The organism is Synechococcus sp. CS-1333 (assembly GCF_025128015.1).
GTDB lineage: Bacteria > Cyanobacteriota > Cyanobacteriia > PCC-6307 > Cyanobiaceae > MW101C3.
Genome location: NZ_JAHLYO010000033.1, coordinates 79,743 through 94,324 on the forward strand (window position 1 = coordinate 79,743; position 14,582 = coordinate 94,324).

The following is a 14,582-nucleotide window of genomic DNA, read 5'->3' on the forward strand; positions in this document are numbered from 1 at the left end:
CTCTCTGTCATTCCTGCTCCGGCTCCGTGCGACGGGAATCGCGGCGCCACCGGCACCGGTACTCTCCACTCATTCTCTCCCGCGGCCCCACGGCCCTCAGGCAGCGATGGCCACACAATCCACCCCGTTGGCTGGCCGGCGTTCCCTGGTGCTCGGCCTGCCGGTGGATGTCTGCCCGGATGTGTTCGCGGCTGCGCTGGATCTCCATGGCGCCGGCGGCGGCCAGATCGTCACCCTCAATGCCGAGATGACCATGGCCGCCCTGGAGCAGCCGGAGCTGGGCGCGGTGATCCATGCCGCCGAGCTGGTGATTCCCGATGGCGCCGGCGTGGTGTGGGCCCTGCGCCGGCAGGGGCATCGGGTGCGGCGCACGCCCGGCATCGAGCTGGCGGATCGGCTGCTGCAGCAGGCCGCCGCGGCCGGCTGGCGCGTGGCCTTGGTGGGGGCCAGCCCGGAGGTGATGGCCTCACTGAGCGAGCAACTGCGCCGGCGCCTGCCCGCCCTCCAGTTGGTGATGACGATCCACGGCTACCAGGCGCCGGAAGCCTGGCCAGGCCTGGAGCACGCCCTGCAGAGCGCCCAGCTGGATCTGGTGCTGGTGGCGCTGGGGGTGCCCCGCCAGGAAACCTGGATTCAACGCGTCCACCACGGCCGCCGCGGGCTGTGGATGGGGGTGGGCGGCAGCTTTGATGTCTGGGCCGGCGTCAAAAAAAGGGCGCCCGGGTGGATGGGCGCCCTGCAATTGGAATGGTTGTTCCGGCTGATTCAGGAACCGGCCCGCTGGCAGCGGATGCTGGCCTTGCCGGCCTTTGCCTGGGCCGTGATCCGGGAGCGCCGCTGAAGCACCCCGCCATCGCCACACAGCCATTTGCCGCGGCGATCAGCTGCCGCTAACGGCGGAAGACCAAGTCGGAGAGGACGCGATCAGCGGAGCGCGATCCAGACAAGGAGATCAGCGGAAGCCCACCGAGGCCTGCCACACGAAGGCCAGCAGCAGGAAGAAGAGGGGGATGATCGGCAGGATGTCCACCAGAGGACCGAACGCCTGATAGGCCTCGGGAAGCTGGGCCAGGGTGGAGCCCGGTGCGGCGGTGGCAGTCGCGACGGCGAACAGCATGGAGAAAGGCATCGCGGGCCTTGGAAACCTGTGTGGCTCGGACGCTACCACGTGTGCGCCGCAGGAGATCCCTGCTCCCACGGAGCGAAATCCTCTGAAAAACACCCCTCGCGGATCGCTTGTGCCATGGCGCTGGTGAAGCGCAGCAGCTGGGTGAGGTTGTGGAGGCTGAGCAGGATGCGCCCCAACAGTTCCTCGCTGCGGATCAGGTGGTGGAGGTAGGCGCGGCTGTGGTGGGCGCAGGCCGGGCAGGGGCAGCTGGGATCGAGCGTGGTGTGGTCGTGGCGGAAGCGGGCATTGCGCAGGTTCCAGCGCTCGCCTCCCACCAGTGCGGTGCCGTGCCGGCCCAGCCGGGTCGGCAGCACGCAGTCGAACAGATCAATCCCCTGCGCTACCGCGATCGCCATTTCGCGGTAGCTGCCCACTCCCATCAGATAACGCGGCCGGTCGTCCGGCAGCAGCGGCGTCACTTGGCGCACGATGCGATGCATCGCCTCCACCGGTTCGCCCACGCTCACCCCACCGATGGCGATGCCGGGCAGGCCCATCGCCGCCACCGCCCGCGCCGATTCTTCGCGCAGGTGGGCATGGGTGCCCCCCTGCACGATGCCGAACAGGGCCTGATCGGGCCGGCTGTGGTGGGCGATGCAGCGTTCCAGCCAGCGGTGCGTGCGCCCGTTGGCTTCCGCCACATCGGTTTCGCTGGCCGGATAGGGGGGGCACTGGTCGAAGGCCATGGCCACATCCGCACCGAGCGCCATCTGGATCTCCATCGACCGCTCCGGCGTGAGCGTGATGCGGGCGCCGTCACGGGGGGAGCGGAAGACCACGCCGTCGTCGTTGATCGTGTTGATCGCCCCGAGGCTGAACACCTGGAAGCCACCGGAATCGGTGAGCAGCGGGCCGCTCCAGCCCATGAAGCGATGCAGGCCGCCCGCTTCCGCCACCACCTGTTCGCCTGGTTGGAGATGCAGGTGATAGGTGTTGGCCAGCACCATCTGGGCCTTGGTGGCGCGCAGTTGCACGGGGGTGACCCCCTTCACCGTGGCCAGGGTGCCCACCGGCATGAAGCGCGGCGTGTCCACCACCCCGTGAGGGGTGTGGAAGCTGCCGCAGCGGGCATGGCTGTGGCTGCAGCGGTGGGACACCTGAAAGCGAAATGGCGCCGCGGCCTCAGGCCCGGCAGCCTCGGGGGCGGAGCGGTTCACGGCATCAGCGCGCGCACGGTCGACGAACCTAGGTGCTCCCTTCCGATGCGCTGCGGTTCGTGTCTTCCCGTCCGCCATCCCCGTCCGCCCCGCCGGCCTGGTGGCAGGAGCTCGCCGGTGCCTGGATCTTCTACAGCGTGCTGCCGGCCTGGCCGCGGGTGCAGCCTCGCTTTGAGCGCATCGCCCGCTTCGGCCCCTGGATCGGCGCCGTGCTCGGCAGCCTGCAGGGCCTGCTCTGGATCCTCAGCGATGGCGGGCTGCCGCCCGCGGCCCAGGTGGCGCTGGTGCTGGCCTGTGGCCTCAGCCTCAGCGGCGGGATTCACATTGATGGGGTGATGGACACCGCCGACGGCCTCGCGGCAGGCGAGCGGGCGCTGGAGGCGATGGACGACAGCCGGGTGGGAGCCAGTGGAGTGGTCGCGTTCGCGCAGGTGCTGCTGGTGCGCGCCGCCGCCCTGCTCACCCTTGCGGAAGTGGCCCCGGCGCCGTTGGTGGCGCTGGCCCTGATCTGGGCGGCGGTGTGGGGGCGCCTCGCCCCTTTGGTCGCCATCCAATGGTTTCCGTATCTGCGGCAGACCAGCGGCGGCAGCGCTGGCTTTCATCGCCAGCACTGGCGCGGCCTTGGCCGCGAATTGCTGCCCTCCCTGCCTCTGCTCGTGCTGCTGGCCCTGGCGTCCGGCCCGGTGGGCCTGGGCGGCCTGGGCGCGCTTGGCCTGGTGCCCGCACTGGTGATCCCCTGGTTGCTGGGGCGCCGCCTGGGTGGGCACAGCGGCGACACCTACGGCGCCTGTGTGGAGTGGTGTGAAGCCCTGGCGCTGGCCCTCACGGCGTTGATGGTGGCGCTGGCCTGAGCCGGCCCACGGCAGGTGCGCAGCTGGCGGGCAGCTGCAGGCAGAAGGCATTGCCGGTGCCGGGCAGCGCCGGATCCAGCTCCTGCGGCGGGATGTGCAGGGTGAGATCACCACCCAGGCTGCGGGCCAGCGCCCGGGCCAGGGTGAGCCCGAGGCCCGTACCGGCTGTGCCGGCGGCCTGCGCTCCCCGCCTGCCGCGCTCGAAGATCGCCTCCCGCTCGGCGGCGGCGATCGGTGCTCCACCGTCCCAGACGATCAACCGGGGCCGCTCGGCGTCGCCGGGGGCGTGGGCCACCTCCAGGCCGATCGGTGCGCCGGGCGGGCAGTAGCGAAAGGCGTTCTCCAGCAGATTGGCAACGATCTCGGCCACCGCACCGCTGTCACCGAACCACTGGGGCAGGACCTCGCCGCCCAGCCAGCGACGGCCCTGCAGCAAGGCCGTGGCGGCGGCCCGTTTCAGCAGGGGATCGAGGCGCTCCGCCAGCGCCTGTGGCTGGCCCGAACTCAGGGAGGGCGGCAGCAGCAGGGGCTGGGGATCCTGGCTGCCGGGGCCGATCAGGGGCCGCTCGATCAGCCCATCGATCGCCTCCACGTAACGGTTGAGCTGCTGCTCTTCCGCCAGCAGGTTCTCCACCAGGGAGCGGTTGTCGGGGTCGCTCTCCAGGCGCCGCAGCAGCAGCTTGCCGAAGGTGCGCAGGGCGGCGAGCGGGTTGCGCAGCTGGTGCACCAGCAGCCGCAGATCCTCCTGGTTCCGCTTCAGCTGGCGCGTGAGCCGTTGCTCCTCCAGATCGAGGCAAAGCACTTCGGTGACCGCCTGGGCCGTGGCCTGCAGCCGGGGCGTGAGCGTGGGCGACCACGGCAGGGAGGCCGTTTCCACCCGGATGGCACCGAGCAGGAGCTGCTCGCGGCGCAGCGGCAGCCAGCGGCGCTCCGGGCAGGGCAGCTGCAGGCTGCGGTCTTCATCGACGGCAGGCAGGGCGGTGGAACGGCGTGGCCACTGGCCCACCGGCACCAGGCCCGGCTTGCCGCCCTGGCGCGTCATGGCGAGGTAGACGACCAGGGAGTGGAGGTCGGGGCGATCGGAAAACTGATCCAGCTGATGGGTCAGGAAGGCGGTGAAGCGCGCAGAAACCTCCATCAGCACTGAAACGGACGGGTTGCCGAAAGAAATTGCGATCCGATGATCCAGATTTCGGAAAAAGGCTTAAGATTTACGTATCGACCAATACTTCGCTGTCCGGGAGCGGATGGCACTGCGGAGGTATCGGCGGCAGCGGTTGCATTTCCCTTGCAACCGAGGCTACAGCAGAGGCTGAATCGTCCCTCTGCCGTTCGGCGACCCGCTCGGGTCAGCCGCGCCGTTATCCGTGTCGTGTTCGGGCGTGGTCTGCCAACAGGCCACCCCGTGCACCACCGCTCCCGCCCTGCCCTGATTGGCCGTTTGCTGCATCCATCCCGGGTGCGCATTCGCCGTGGCTCGCCTCGGCACGCCACAAAACCCATCCTCCTTTCCTCCCCCTCGGGAGTCGTTCCATGTCGAAGAAGCGCAAGCGGATCAGCCGCCGTCGTCTTGCCGGTCAGCGTGTGTTGGCCCATGTGCCCACCCACAACCTCGAAACCGGTGATCACAAACCGGTCACGGCCGCCCGGCGCTTCATCGCCGAATCCGCGCTGGTGCCGCCGGCCCTGCTCAACGTGCGCCGCAACGAGCACACCACCGACCGCTTCTTCTGGGGTGAAAAAGGCCTGTTCAGCGCGCAGTACGCCGAGGAGAACCACTTCCTGTTCCCCTCCCTTCGCCTGATCGTCGATGAGATCGGCGAAGAAAACCTGTTTGCCGGCATCGAATCCAGCGCCGCCGACGACTGGGAGGAAATGGAAGAGTACGAATACGCCTTCGTCTGACTTTCCCCTGCGGGAAGGCCGCCCTCCAGGGGGCGGGCCTTCCCGCGATAACCGCCGCAAGGCCCCGATCCCAGGATCTGCTCAGGCCGGTGCAGCGCCGAGTTGATCCTGGAGAAACGTGCGCAGCTGCGGAAACAGCGCCGGATCGATGCTGTGCCCGCCGCTGAAACCCAGCAGTTCAGCCTTCCCGCCTGCGCCCTGCAGCAACTGCTGAAGCCGCTCGCTGGCGGCAAAGGGCACCACCGGATCCTCCCGCCCATGGGTGAGCAGCACCCGGGGCAGGGGGCCACGGGGCAGCCAGTCTGGGTGGGGATAGCCACTGCAGCCGATCACGCCCGCCAGTGGCAGGGTGCTGGCCACATCCACCGCCATCGCGGCGCCCTGGGAGAAGCCCAGCAGCACCGTGTTCTCCAGCGGCACCTGCTCGCCCAGCTGCAGCAGGCGCAGCTGCAGCGCTTGCCTTGCCGCCGCCACCAGCTCGGGCCAGAGGGGATTCTGCAGGTCGTACCACTGGCGGCCCATGCCCTGTGGGTGGGGCTCGGGGGCCCGCAGCCCCACCAGGCCGATGGCAGGGCCGGCCAGCTCCTGGCCGAGATCGATCAGATCATCCGCATCGGCGCCCCAGCCGTGCAGCAGTACCAGCCGCCGCTTCGCCTCGGCCGGTCCATGGACACGCTGATCGGTAGGCATCGGAGGGGTGGCGGCGGAAACAAACGGGGAGTTGCTGCGTAGGTTGTGGCAATCGCGTCTCGATCGACATGGCACCCACGGCGCTTCTGAGTGTGTCGGACAAACAGGGCGTGGTGGCGCTGGCCCACACCCTCCACCACACCCACGGCTTCCGACTGCTCTCCAGCGGCGGCACCGCCGCGGTGCTGGCGGCGGCCGGCCTGCCGGTCACCCGGGTGGCGGAGCACACCGGCTCTCCGGAGATCCTTGGCGGCCGGGTCAAGACCCTTCACCCCCGCATCCATGGCGGCATCCTGGCCCGCCGCGATGACGCGGCCCATCAGGCCGACCTCGACGCGCAGGGCATCCCCCCGATCGATGTGGTGGTGGTGAACCTCTATCCGTTCCGCGAAACGGTGGCCGACCCAGCCGTGAGCTGGGAAACGGCCGTGGAAACGATCGACATCGGCGGCCCGGCGATGGTGCGTGCCGCCGCCAAGAACCATGCGGCCGTGACCGTACTCACCAGCCCAGCCCAGTACGAACCGTTCCTCGCCGCCCTGGCGGCCGGCGCGCTCGACGACGCGCTGCGCCAGCGTCTCGCCCTGGAGGCCTTCCGCCACACCGCCGCCTATGACGCGGCCATCAGCGCCTGGCTGGAAAGCCGCCTGGAAGCCGCTGCGCCGCCACGGGCGCTGGCCATTGAGCTGCCCCTCCAGCAGACCCTGCGTTACGGGGAGAACCCCCATCAGCAGGCGTCCTGGTTCTCCGCTCCCGCCGCCGGCTGGGGCGCGGCCCGCCAGCTGCAGGGCAAGGAGCTGAGCATGAACAACCTGCTGGATCTCGAAGCCGCCCTCGCCACCGTGCGGGAGTTCGGCTACACCGATCTGGCCCAGGGCACCGCTGCTGAGGCGCCGGCGGCCGTGGTGGTGAAGCACACCAATCCCTGCGGCGTGGCGGTCGCCACCGATGGGGCGATGGCCCTGCGGCGGGCCCTCGACGCCGATCGCACCTCGGCCTTCGGCGGCATCGTGGCGCTCAACACACCGGTGGATCAGGCGGCCGCCGAGCTGCTCACTGGCCTGTTCCTGGAGTGTGTGGTGGCACCGGGCTACAGCTCCGAGGCCCGCGAGCAGCTGGGCGCCAAGGCCAATCTGCGCCTGTTGGAGCTCGATGCAGCCGCGATCGCCCGGGCCCCTCGCCACCAGTGGCGCAGCGTGCTGGGTGGGCTGCTCCAGCAGGACCTCGACGATCAACCGGTGGACGAAGCCGAGTGGCAAGTGGTGACGAGCAGGGCGCCGACGGCGGCTGAACTGGACGATCTGCGCTTCGCCTGGCGGTTGGTGCGTCATGTGCGTTCCAACGCGATTGTGGTGGCCAGCGATGGGGCCAGCCTGGGCATCGGTGCGGGCCAGATGAATCGGGTGGGATCGGCGCGGCTCGCGCTGGAGGCGGCGGCAGAGGCGGCCCGGGGGGCGGTGCTGGCCAGCGATGGCTTCTTCCCCTTCGACGACACCGTGCGCCTGGCTGCCCGCCACGGCATCACGGCGGTGATCCAGCCGGGCGGCAGCCTGCGCGATGGCGATTCGATCCGGGCCTGCGAGGAGCTCGGTCTGGCGATGGTCACCACCGGACGTCGCCACTTCCTCCACTGAACGGACGGGACGACACCGTGAGTTGTAGCTTCGCAACGTCACCGTTCTCACTGCGATGCCGGACGCCCTGGCTTTCAATCTCAACTTCCTGCATCCCCTGCTGATGTGGGCGCTGCTGGCACTCTTCGGCTACGCCCTCTATCTGGGGGTGAAGGCCAAGAAGACCCGCACCGCTGAACCGGAACAGCGCAAGGAGTTGATCAAGGGCAAGTTCGCCCAACGCCACTTCCAGATCGGCAGCCTGGTGCTGGCCCTGATGGTGCTCGGCAGCTTCGGCGGCATGGCCGTCACCTACATCAACAACGGCAAGCTGTTCGTGGGGCCGCACCTGCTGGCGGGCATCTCCATGGTGAGCCTGATCGCCGTGGCCGCCGCCTTCGCTCCGGCCATGCAGAAGGGCAACATGCTCGCCCGCAAGGCGCATGTGGGCTTGAACATGACCGTGATGTCGCTGTTCCTCTGGCAAGCGGTCAGCGGCATGCAGATCGTCAACAAGATCTGGACGAGCCGCTGAGAGCGCACGGATTCTGAGCGCTGAGCCGCTGTGGGCCTCTCAGGGCCTAGAGAACAGGCCCGCGCCCGCACAGCTGACAGGGCCTCGGCAGCAATGCCAGGCGATCAGAAGCGCGCCTGACGCCGTGGCGGGCAGGTGAGCTCATGGGTGGCGTGGAAATCCTCCTGCACCTTCCAGGTGAGCTTGCGCGAGATCTGCCGCACGATCTGGCGCAGCAGGTGATCGCCGCTGGATTGCACCAGCCCTTCAGGCAGCAGGCCGATCACGGCGGGCAGCCGGATCCACACGCTCAGATCCAGGGTCCAGCGCACCATGGTGGCGAGCGCCTGATCGCCTTCGCCACGCTCAAGCTGAAGCGAGGCGTTGAAGGCCACGTCGTAGATCTGCTGCAGGGCGGGGTCGCCTTCCGGCAGAGGGATGGTCACGATCCGGTAGACCCCTTCGCTCTGTGGCAGCAGCTCCAGCCCGATCGTGGGCTCCACCTCGAAGCCGAAGTTGCCAAAGCGGCCCAGGGTGAGGGCATAGCCGTTGTGTCCGAGCGGCAACACCTGCATCGGAGCCGCGCAGCGGCGGAACCAGCCGTCGTGATGGTCGAGGTAGGTGGCAACGGTGCGGGGTTCCGCACGCATTTCCATCAGGTCGGCGAAGACGCTCGTGTAGCAGCGGATGCGTGCATCGTCCCCGTTGCGTAACGGGGAAACGGGCACGACAGCGTCGGACAGATGGCGGGGCTGGGTGAAGGTCAAAGGATTGGACCTACCGAAGGCCGGAGTGGATGAACTGTTTCTGGTTGTCACAGGCAACCGTAAATCGCAGCGTCCGGCTGATACGCAGCCGATGTGACAGCAGGCTTGGATGCCTCCGTGTCTTGCAGAAGGGCACGTTCCTCGGTGCTGCCGCTCCTGGCGCTGACACCGCTGGCACGGGTGCGGGTGGCACGGTGCAAGGCCGCAGGGAGGGCGGCAAAGGTGCTCAGGGCTCGCACAGCTCCATCAGGTGACGGATCACATCCTCCACCACCCGGTCGGGGGTGGAGGCTCCGGAGGTGATTCCCACTTTCAGCGGCCCCTCCGGCAGGAAGGGGGACACGCTCTCCAGTTCGCCGCCCAGGGGCTTGTGCTCGATCTGATTGCCGGGGCCGATCCGCTCGGGCGTGTCGATGTGGAAGGAGCGGATGCCGCGGCTGATGGCGATCTCCTGCAGGTGGGTGGTGTTTGAGGAGTTGTAGCCGCCGATCACCACCAGCAGATCCAGGGGTTCGTCCACCAGCGAGAACATGGCGTCCTGCCGCTCCTGGGTGGCGTCGCAGATCGTGTTGAAGGCCAGGAAGTGATCGTTGAGGGCGGTGGGGCCGTAGCGGGTCAGCATCGTGCGCTCAAACATGCGTCCGATGTCCTCGGTTTCGCTCTTGAGCATGGTGGTCTGGTTGGCCACCCCCACCCGATCGAGGTCGCGGTCGGGGTCGAAGCCAGGCGAGCAGGCCTTGGCGAACCGTTCCATGAAGGCCTCGCGATCGCCGCGGCCGAGGATGTAGTCGCAGACCATCTGGGCTTCGGCGGTGTCGAGCACCACCAGGTAAGTGCCGGCGAAGGAGCTGGTGGCAAGCGTTTCCTCGTGCTTCACCTTGCCGTGAATGATCGAGGTGAAGGCCTGCTTCTTGTGCTTCTCCACCGTGTTCCAGACCTTCGACACCCAGGGGCAGGTGGTGTCGACGATGTGGCAGCCCAGCTCATTGAGCAGCTGCATCTCCTGCACCGTGGCGCCGAAGGCCGGCAGGATCACCACATCGCCGGTGCCCACCTCGGAGAAATCCTTCACGCCTTCCTCCACCTGAATGAACTGCACGTTCATCTGGCGGAGGTGGTCGTTCACCGAGGGGTTGTGGATGATCTCGTTGGTGATCCAGATCCGCTCGCTCGGGTAGTGACGCCGCGTTTCGTAGGCCATCGCCACCGCCCGCTCCACGCCCCAGCAGAAACCGAAGGCCTCGGCCAGCTTGATCGTGAGGCGCCCGTGGCGCAGCTCATAGCCCTGCTCGCGGATCGTGGCGATCAACGCGCTCTGATAGGCCTGCTCAAGGCTGCCGGCCACCTCTTCGGCCCGGCCGAAGCCGCGGCGGTTGTAGCGCTCCGAATGGTGCAGCGAGCGCTTGAAGGCACGGGTGTCCACGGCATCGCCCCACATCGCTGACGACTCTATGGGCGGGCCCGGGCCATTGACGACAAAAAACCCACGAGATGAGCCGTGGGTGGGGGCGCGGAGCCAAGCTGCCGCGCTTTGGTGAACCAGGGTTCAGCTGGCCGTGGAGGCGAAATCGGGATAGGCCTCCATGCCGTGCTCGCTGATGTCGAGACCTTCCTCTTCTTCAGTTTCCGTGACCCGGATGCCGCCGCTGACGCCGCCGAGCACGGACCAGACGATCCAGGAGGTGACGAGGGCGAAGATCACGTAGCAGACCGAACCAAGGATCTGCAGACCGAGGAGCCCGAAGCCGCCGCCAAAGAAGAGACCTGCGTCTTTGTTGAACAGGCCAACAGCGAGCGTGCCCCAGATGCCGCAGGTGCCGTGAACCGACCAGGCACCCACGGGATCATCGATGCCGAGGCCGTCGATGATGCTCACGGAGAACACAACAAGCGCTCCGGCGATGAAGCCGACGATCCATGCACTGCCCATGCCGAAAGCATCGCAACCGGCAGTGATGCCCACCAGGCCGGCCAGGATGCCGTTGATGGTCATGGTGAGGTCGGGCTTGCCTGACTGCAGCTGGGAAACCACGGTGCCGGCGATGCCGCCGCCGGCTGCACCCAGGGTGGTGGTGACAGCGATGTAGGGAACGGCTTCGGTCATCGAAAGGACGGAGCCGGGGTTGAAGCCGTACCAGCCGATCCAGAGAATCAGACAGCCGAGAGTGGCGATGGCCAGGTTGTGGCCGGGGATGGCCTTGACCTTGCCATCAACGAACTTGCCGATCCTGGGGCCGAGGATGATCGCCCCGGTGAGGCCAGCACAAGCACCAACCGTGTGGACCAGGGTGGAGCCGGCGAAGTCGATGAAACCGAGTTTGTTGAGCCAGCCTTCGGCGTTCCACTTCCAACTGCCGGCAATCGGGTAGATGAAACCCACCAGCACCAGCGAGAAGATCACGAACTCAAAGAACTTGATGCGCTCGGCCACCAGGCCGGAAACGATCGTGGCCGAGGTGCCGGCAAAGGCCACCTGGAAGAGGAAGTCAACACTGGGAACCAGAGCGCCATCCGTGACCATCGCTGGAGTGACCGCGGGATCAAAGAACAGACCGAGCGGACCTCCCTTGCCGTAGAAGAGCCAACCGGGCACCACGGCGGAGCCGTACATCAGCGAAAAACCGATCAGCCAGTAGGCACTCGCCGCCAGCGCGAACACGATCAGGTTCTTGGCCAGGATGTTGGTGGCGTTCTTCTGGCGGCAGAGGCCGGCTTCCACCATGGCGAAACCGGCGTTCATGAAGATCACCAGGATCGAGGCGATCAGCAGCCAGAGGTTGTTGATCAGGAAGGCAGGGGTGAGCTCGGGAAGCTCTGCGGCATGAGCCGAAAGGTTGAACACACCAAGACCGAAAAGTGCCAGCGGAACGCAGGCCATCCAGGTGAGGGTGCGGGAACTGCTCATGCCCCTGATGCGACGCAGCAGCAGTGGGGGAGCTTCAAGCAGGCTCGCCTCCGACAGGCGCTTGGGGCGCCGGTGTCGAGGGGCTTGGGTTGCAATGGTCATGTAAGAAAAGACCAGGAGGGTTGTCGGAAGTGGATGACGCTCGGAAGCGCGTCCCTGGCCGCCAAACTTCCTTTCTGATGCGTGTTCTTGTGGTGTCGACGGTTACAGATCGCTCAAAGACGGTAGTGGCATAAAGAGTTTGGAGATTTCATGCGTCTCCACCGGTGCCGTGCCCAGCCATGTCACCGCGTCCTGCCGGAAGTCGTAGCGGCAGGGCAGCACCTCCACCCCGGCCGCCAGTGCCGTACGGAAGAGCTCTCCATAGCGGGGATCGGCGGAGTCGCCTGGGGCGAAACGGTCCACGTCCCCACGGCTCAGGCAGGGAACCAGCACCGCACGCGCCTCGGGCAGCAGGTCGGTCAGTTCCTCCAGGTGCTTCTGGCCCCGTTCGGTGACCGTGTCGGGAAAGAGCGCCAAGGAGCCGCGGCTCCAGGTGGTGTTCTTGATTTCCACATAAATGAGGCGGGGATCGGCTGCCCCCTCGGCGGGCGTGAGCAGCAGATCGATGCGGCTGCGGCGCCCGCGGCCATAGGGAACCTCCGCGCGGATGGCCCCGATCGGCCCCAGCCAGGGCTCCAGCAGACCGGCTTCAACCGTGGCGCGCACCAGCCGGTTCGGCAAGGCGGTGTTGATGCCCACCCAGCAGAGGGAGCCGTCGGCGCTGGGCACTTCCGCCTGCTCCCACGTCCAGGCCAGCTTGCGCTCGGGCCGGGGATCGTGGCGCAGCCGCACGCGGCCGCCGGGAATCAGCACCCCGGTCATCGGGCCGGTGTTGGCGCAGTGGGCCGTCACCACCGCGCCATCGGTGAGCTCCACATCGGCGAGGAACCGCTTGTAGCGCCGCAGCAGGATTCCCTCCACGAGAGGCTCGAAGCGGAGCACGGTGGAAACCGCTTCCGGGGGGAATGCCACGGCTTGGGGGGCTGGTGCCATGAGGTGGGGGGACGCGGTGGAGAATCAGCCGAACGAATGGGCCTGTGGTCGATACCGGATGGTGAAATCCCTGCGGCGCATCGCCTTGATCGTGGCCCTTGCCACCGCCTTGAGCAAGGTGGCAGGTCTGCTGCGCCAGCTGGTGATCGCCGCCGCCTTCGGCGTGGGGGCCGCTTACGACGCCTACAACTACGCCTACGTGCTGCCGGGATTTCTGCTGATCCTGCTGGGCGGGATCAACGGGCCGTTTCACAGCGCCATGGTGAGCGTGCTGGCCCGGCGGCCGCGCCAGGAGGGGGCCCACGTGCTGGCGGCGATCAACACCCTGGTGGGGGTGGGCCTGCTGGGCGTGACCGTGCTGCTGGTGCTGGCCGCCGACCCGCTGATCAGCCTGGTGGGCCCGGGCCTGGAGGGGGAGCGCCACGCGATCGCCGTGCTCCAGTTGCGCTGGATGGCGCCGATGGCTCTGTTTGCTGGCTTGATTGGCCTGGGTTTCGGGGCTCTCAACGCCGCCGATGTCTTCTGGCTGCCCTCGGTGAGCCCACTTGTTTCCAGCGTGGCGATGATCGGCGGCATCGGTGCGCTCTGGTGGCTGGTAGGCCCGGAGATCGGCCTGCCGGCCACGGCCGTGCTCGGTGGGGTGGTGCTGGCGGGCACCACCACACTCGGAGCTGTACTGCAGTGGCTGATCCAGCTGCCGGCCCTGGCGAAGCAGGGGCTGCACCGCTTCCAGCTTGTGTGGGACTGGCACCACCCCGGTGTGCAGGAGGTGTTGCAGGTGATGGCGCCGGCCACGCTCTCCTCCGGGATGCTGCAGATCAATGTGTTCACCAGCCTGTTCTTCGCTTCGGGGATGGTGGGTGCGGCGGCCGGTCTGGGCTACGCCAACCTCCTGGTGCAGACACCGCTGGGCTTGATCTCGAACGCCTTGCTGGTGCCGTTGCTGCCGGTGCTCTCCAGGCTCACAGAACCGGCCGACCGGCCAGCTCTGGTGGGACGCATCCGTCAGGGGTTGATGCTCTCCAACGCCAGCATGTTGCCCTTGGGGGCCTTGATGGTGGGCTTGGCCGGCCCGATCGTGGCCCTGATCTACAAGCGGGGAGCCTTCGACGCGGAGGCGGCCCAGCTGGTGACCAGCCTGCTGATCGCCTATGGGGTGGGCATGCCCGCTTACCTCGGCCGCGACGTGATCGTGCGCGTCTTCTATGCCCTTGGTGATGGCACCACGCCGTTCCGTTTCTCCCTGGCCGGGATCGGCTTCAACGTGGTCTTCTGCTGGTTGTTCGTTGGGGGCCCCACTCCCTGGGGTCTGCAGTTGCCGGCGATCAACTTCGGCGCTGCTGGGCTGGTGATGGCCACCGTCTCTGTCAACGTGCTCACCTGCCTGGGGTTGCTGCTGGCCCTCCAGAATCGCCTCGGCCAGCTGCCCCTGCGTCAGTGGGGCCGCGACAGCGTGCTGCTACTGCTGGCGGCAGTGGGGGCCGGGCTGGTTGCCTGGCTGCTCTCGATCGGCGTGCCCTGGCCGGCCGGCCTGATCGGCCAGTTGCTGGAGTGCGGGCTCAGTGCTTCCCTGGCCTTCGCGGTCTATGGGCTGCTGGCCACCTCGGCCGGGGTGCCGGAAGCGCGCCAGCTCAGCCAGCAGGTGCTGCGGCGGCTCAGGCGCCGCTCTTGAGCCGCACCTGCCGTTCCTCCCGCACGTGAACAGGCACCTCGATGTGGCTGCGGCCCACCATCGTGGGCCCGTCGACCGAGAAGATGCGGGCTTCGATGCCGAACTCGCGGAAGGCGGTTTCCAGCTCCTGGATCAAGGCCTTCTCCACCTGGGCTTCGGCGTCGACCACCTTGCCGATCAGCCGCCCACCCAGACGGCCGATGCGCTGGCGGACCACCTCGCGGGCGTTGGTGACCTCGATGACCAGCATCCGGCGCCTGCGGTGGCAGCAACCCTATTCGCAGCCTTGCCTTTGCGCCCGGCTT

The 14,582-nt window shown here is 67.7% G+C and carries 15 protein-coding genes; 6 read left to right on the plus strand and 9 right to left on the minus strand.

The window, feature by feature from the left end:
• Positions 1-106: 106 nt before the first annotated feature.
• Entirely contained in the window at positions 107-841 is a 735-nt protein-coding gene (locus KQ303_RS13415) for a WecB/TagA/CpsF family glycosyltransferase (protein ID WP_259730681.1), read from the plus strand.
• Positions 842-952: 111 nt separating this feature from the next.
• Here the strand turns inward: KQ303_RS13415 and KQ303_RS13420 are convergent, their stop codons facing one another.
• Both KQ303_RS13420 and tgt read right to left on the minus strand, forming a co-directional pair.
• Positions 953-1,117 carry a photosystem II reaction center protein K gene (locus KQ303_RS13420; RefSeq protein ID WP_259730682.1) on the minus strand — a complete coding sequence of 55 codons (165 nt, stop codon included), beginning with the start codon at positions 1,115-1,117 and terminating at the stop codon, positions 953-955.
• 44 nt (positions 1,118-1,161) lie between these two features.
• Complete coding sequence (gene tgt / locus KQ303_RS13425; RefSeq protein ID WP_399233835.1) at positions 1,162-2,265, minus strand: tRNA guanosine(34) transglycosylase Tgt; 1,104 nt, start codon at positions 2,263-2,265, stop codon at positions 1,162-1,164.
• 119 nt (positions 2,266-2,384) lie between these two features.
• Here tgt and KQ303_RS13430 point away from each other — a divergent pair, with 119 nt between their 5' ends.
• Positions 2,385-3,176, plus strand: a complete 792-nt coding sequence (locus KQ303_RS13430; RefSeq protein ID WP_259730684.1) for an adenosylcobinamide-GDP ribazoletransferase — start codon at positions 2,385-2,387, stop codon at positions 3,174-3,176.
• On the opposite strand, the gene KQ303_RS13435 is transcribed toward KQ303_RS13430, so the two are convergent.
• On the minus strand, positions 3,148-4,314 hold the full coding sequence (locus KQ303_RS13435; protein ID WP_259730685.1) for a sensor histidine kinase KdpD: 1,167 nt from the start codon (positions 4,312-4,314) through the stop codon (positions 3,148-3,150). The genes KQ303_RS13430 and KQ303_RS13435 overlap by 29 nt on opposite strands.
• Positions 4,315-4,709: 395 nt before the next feature.
• On the opposite strand from KQ303_RS13435, the gene KQ303_RS13440 reads away from it, so the two are divergent.
• The gene (locus KQ303_RS13440) at positions 4,710-5,081 is read left to right on the plus strand and encodes a DUF3155 domain-containing protein (protein WP_259730686.1); all 372 of its coding nucleotides are present in this window, start codon (positions 4,710-4,712) and stop codon (positions 5,079-5,081) included.
• An 81-nt stretch (positions 5,082-5,162) separates the two neighbouring features.
• Here KQ303_RS13440 and KQ303_RS13445 read toward each other — a convergent pair whose 3' ends face one another.
• Entirely contained in the window at positions 5,163-5,771 is a 609-nt protein-coding gene (locus KQ303_RS13445; protein ID WP_259730687.1) for an alpha/beta hydrolase, read from the minus strand.
• A 68-nt stretch (positions 5,772-5,839) separates the two neighbouring features.
• Here KQ303_RS13445 and purH point away from each other — a divergent pair, with 68 nt between their 5' ends.
• Positions 5,840-7,405 (plus strand): bifunctional phosphoribosylaminoimidazolecarboxamide formyltransferase/IMP cyclohydrolase, encoded by a 1,566-nt coding sequence (purH, locus tag KQ303_RS13450; RefSeq protein ID WP_259730688.1) that lies wholly within the window; start codon positions 5,840-5,842, stop codon positions 7,403-7,405.
• A gap of 55 nt (positions 7,406-7,460) precedes the next feature.
• Positions 7,461-7,919 carry a DUF4079 domain-containing protein gene (locus tag KQ303_RS13455; protein WP_094513628.1) on the plus strand — a complete coding sequence of 153 codons (459 nt, stop codon included), beginning with the start codon at positions 7,461-7,463 and terminating at the stop codon, positions 7,917-7,919.
• Positions 7,920-8,023: 104 nt separating this feature from the next.
• On the opposite strand, the gene KQ303_RS13460 is transcribed toward KQ303_RS13455, so the two are convergent.
• The 4 genes from KQ303_RS13460 to sfsA form a co-directional block, all read right to left on the minus strand.
• The gene (locus KQ303_RS13460; RefSeq protein WP_259730689.1) at positions 8,024-8,665 is read right to left on the minus strand and encodes a DUF1997 domain-containing protein; all 642 of its coding nucleotides are present in this window, start codon (positions 8,663-8,665) and stop codon (positions 8,024-8,026) included.
• A 226-nt stretch (positions 8,666-8,891) separates the two neighbouring features.
• Positions 8,892-10,088, minus strand: coding sequence for a 4-hydroxy-3-methylbut-2-enyl diphosphate reductase (locus KQ303_RS13465; protein WP_259730690.1), 1,197 nt, complete (start codon positions 10,086-10,088; stop codon positions 8,892-8,894).
• A 123-nt stretch (positions 10,089-10,211) separates the two neighbouring features.
• A complete protein-coding gene (locus KQ303_RS13470; protein ID WP_259730691.1) occupies positions 10,212-11,672 on the minus strand; it encodes an ammonium transporter in 1,461 nt (486 codons plus the stop codon).
• Positions 11,673-11,774: 102 nt separating this feature from the next.
• Complete coding sequence (sfsA, locus tag KQ303_RS13475; RefSeq protein ID WP_259730692.1) at positions 11,775-12,605, minus strand: DNA/RNA nuclease SfsA; 831 nt, start codon at positions 12,603-12,605, stop codon at positions 11,775-11,777.
• Between the two features lie 58 nt (positions 12,606-12,663).
• Between sfsA and murJ the strand changes: the two genes are divergently transcribed.
• Complete coding sequence (gene murJ, locus KQ303_RS13480; RefSeq protein WP_259730693.1) at positions 12,664-14,277, plus strand: murein biosynthesis integral membrane protein MurJ; 1,614 nt, start codon at positions 12,664-12,666, stop codon at positions 14,275-14,277.
• Here the strand turns inward: murJ and KQ303_RS13485 are convergent.
• Positions 14,261-14,527: a cytochrome-c oxidase gene (locus KQ303_RS13485; protein WP_259730694.1), complete on the minus strand. Its 267-nt coding sequence runs from the start codon at positions 14,525-14,527 to the stop codon at positions 14,261-14,263. The genes murJ and KQ303_RS13485 overlap by 17 nt on opposite strands.
• Positions 14,528-14,582: the final 55 nt, after the last annotated feature.

Bases quoted from the DNA above. Each gene is read 5' to 3' on its own strand.
- KQ303_RS13415 (WP_259730681.1), top strand. From the start codon at position 107: ATGGCCACACAATCCACCCCGTTGGCTGGCCGGCGTTCCCTGGTGCTC.
- KQ303_RS13420 (WP_259730682.1), bottom strand. From the start codon at position 1,117: ATGCTGTTCGCCGTCGCGACTGCCACCGCCGCACCGGGCTCCACCCTG.
- KQ303_RS13435 (WP_259730685.1), bottom strand. From the start codon at position 4,314: ATGGAGGTTTCTGCGCGCTTCACCGCCTTCCTGACCCATCAGCTGGAT.
- KQ303_RS13440 (WP_259730686.1), top strand. From the start codon at position 4,710: ATGTCGAAGAAGCGCAAGCGGATCAGCCGCCGTCGTCTTGCCGGTCAG.
- KQ303_RS13445 (WP_259730687.1), bottom strand. From the start codon at position 5,771: ATGCCTACCGATCAGCGTGTCCATGGACCGGCCGAGGCGAAGCGGCGG.
- purH (WP_259730688.1), top strand. From the start codon at position 5,840: ATGGCACCCACGGCGCTTCTGAGTGTGTCGGACAAACAGGGCGTGGTG.
- KQ303_RS13455 (WP_094513628.1), top strand. From the start codon at position 7,461: ATGCCGGACGCCCTGGCTTTCAATCTCAACTTCCTGCATCCCCTGCTG.
- KQ303_RS13470 (WP_259730691.1), bottom strand. From the start codon at position 11,672: ATGACCATTGCAACCCAAGCCCCTCGACACCGGCGCCCCAAGCGCCTG.
- sfsA (WP_259730692.1), bottom strand. From the start codon at position 12,605: ATGGCACCAGCCCCCCAAGCCGTGGCATTCCCCCCGGAAGCGGTTTCC.
- murJ (WP_259730693.1), top strand. From the start codon at position 12,664: ATGGTGAAATCCCTGCGGCGCATCGCCTTGATCGTGGCCCTTGCCACC.
- KQ303_RS13485 (WP_259730694.1), bottom strand. From the start codon at position 14,527: ATGCTGGTCATCGAGGTCACCAACGCCCGCGAGGTGGTCCGCCAGCGC.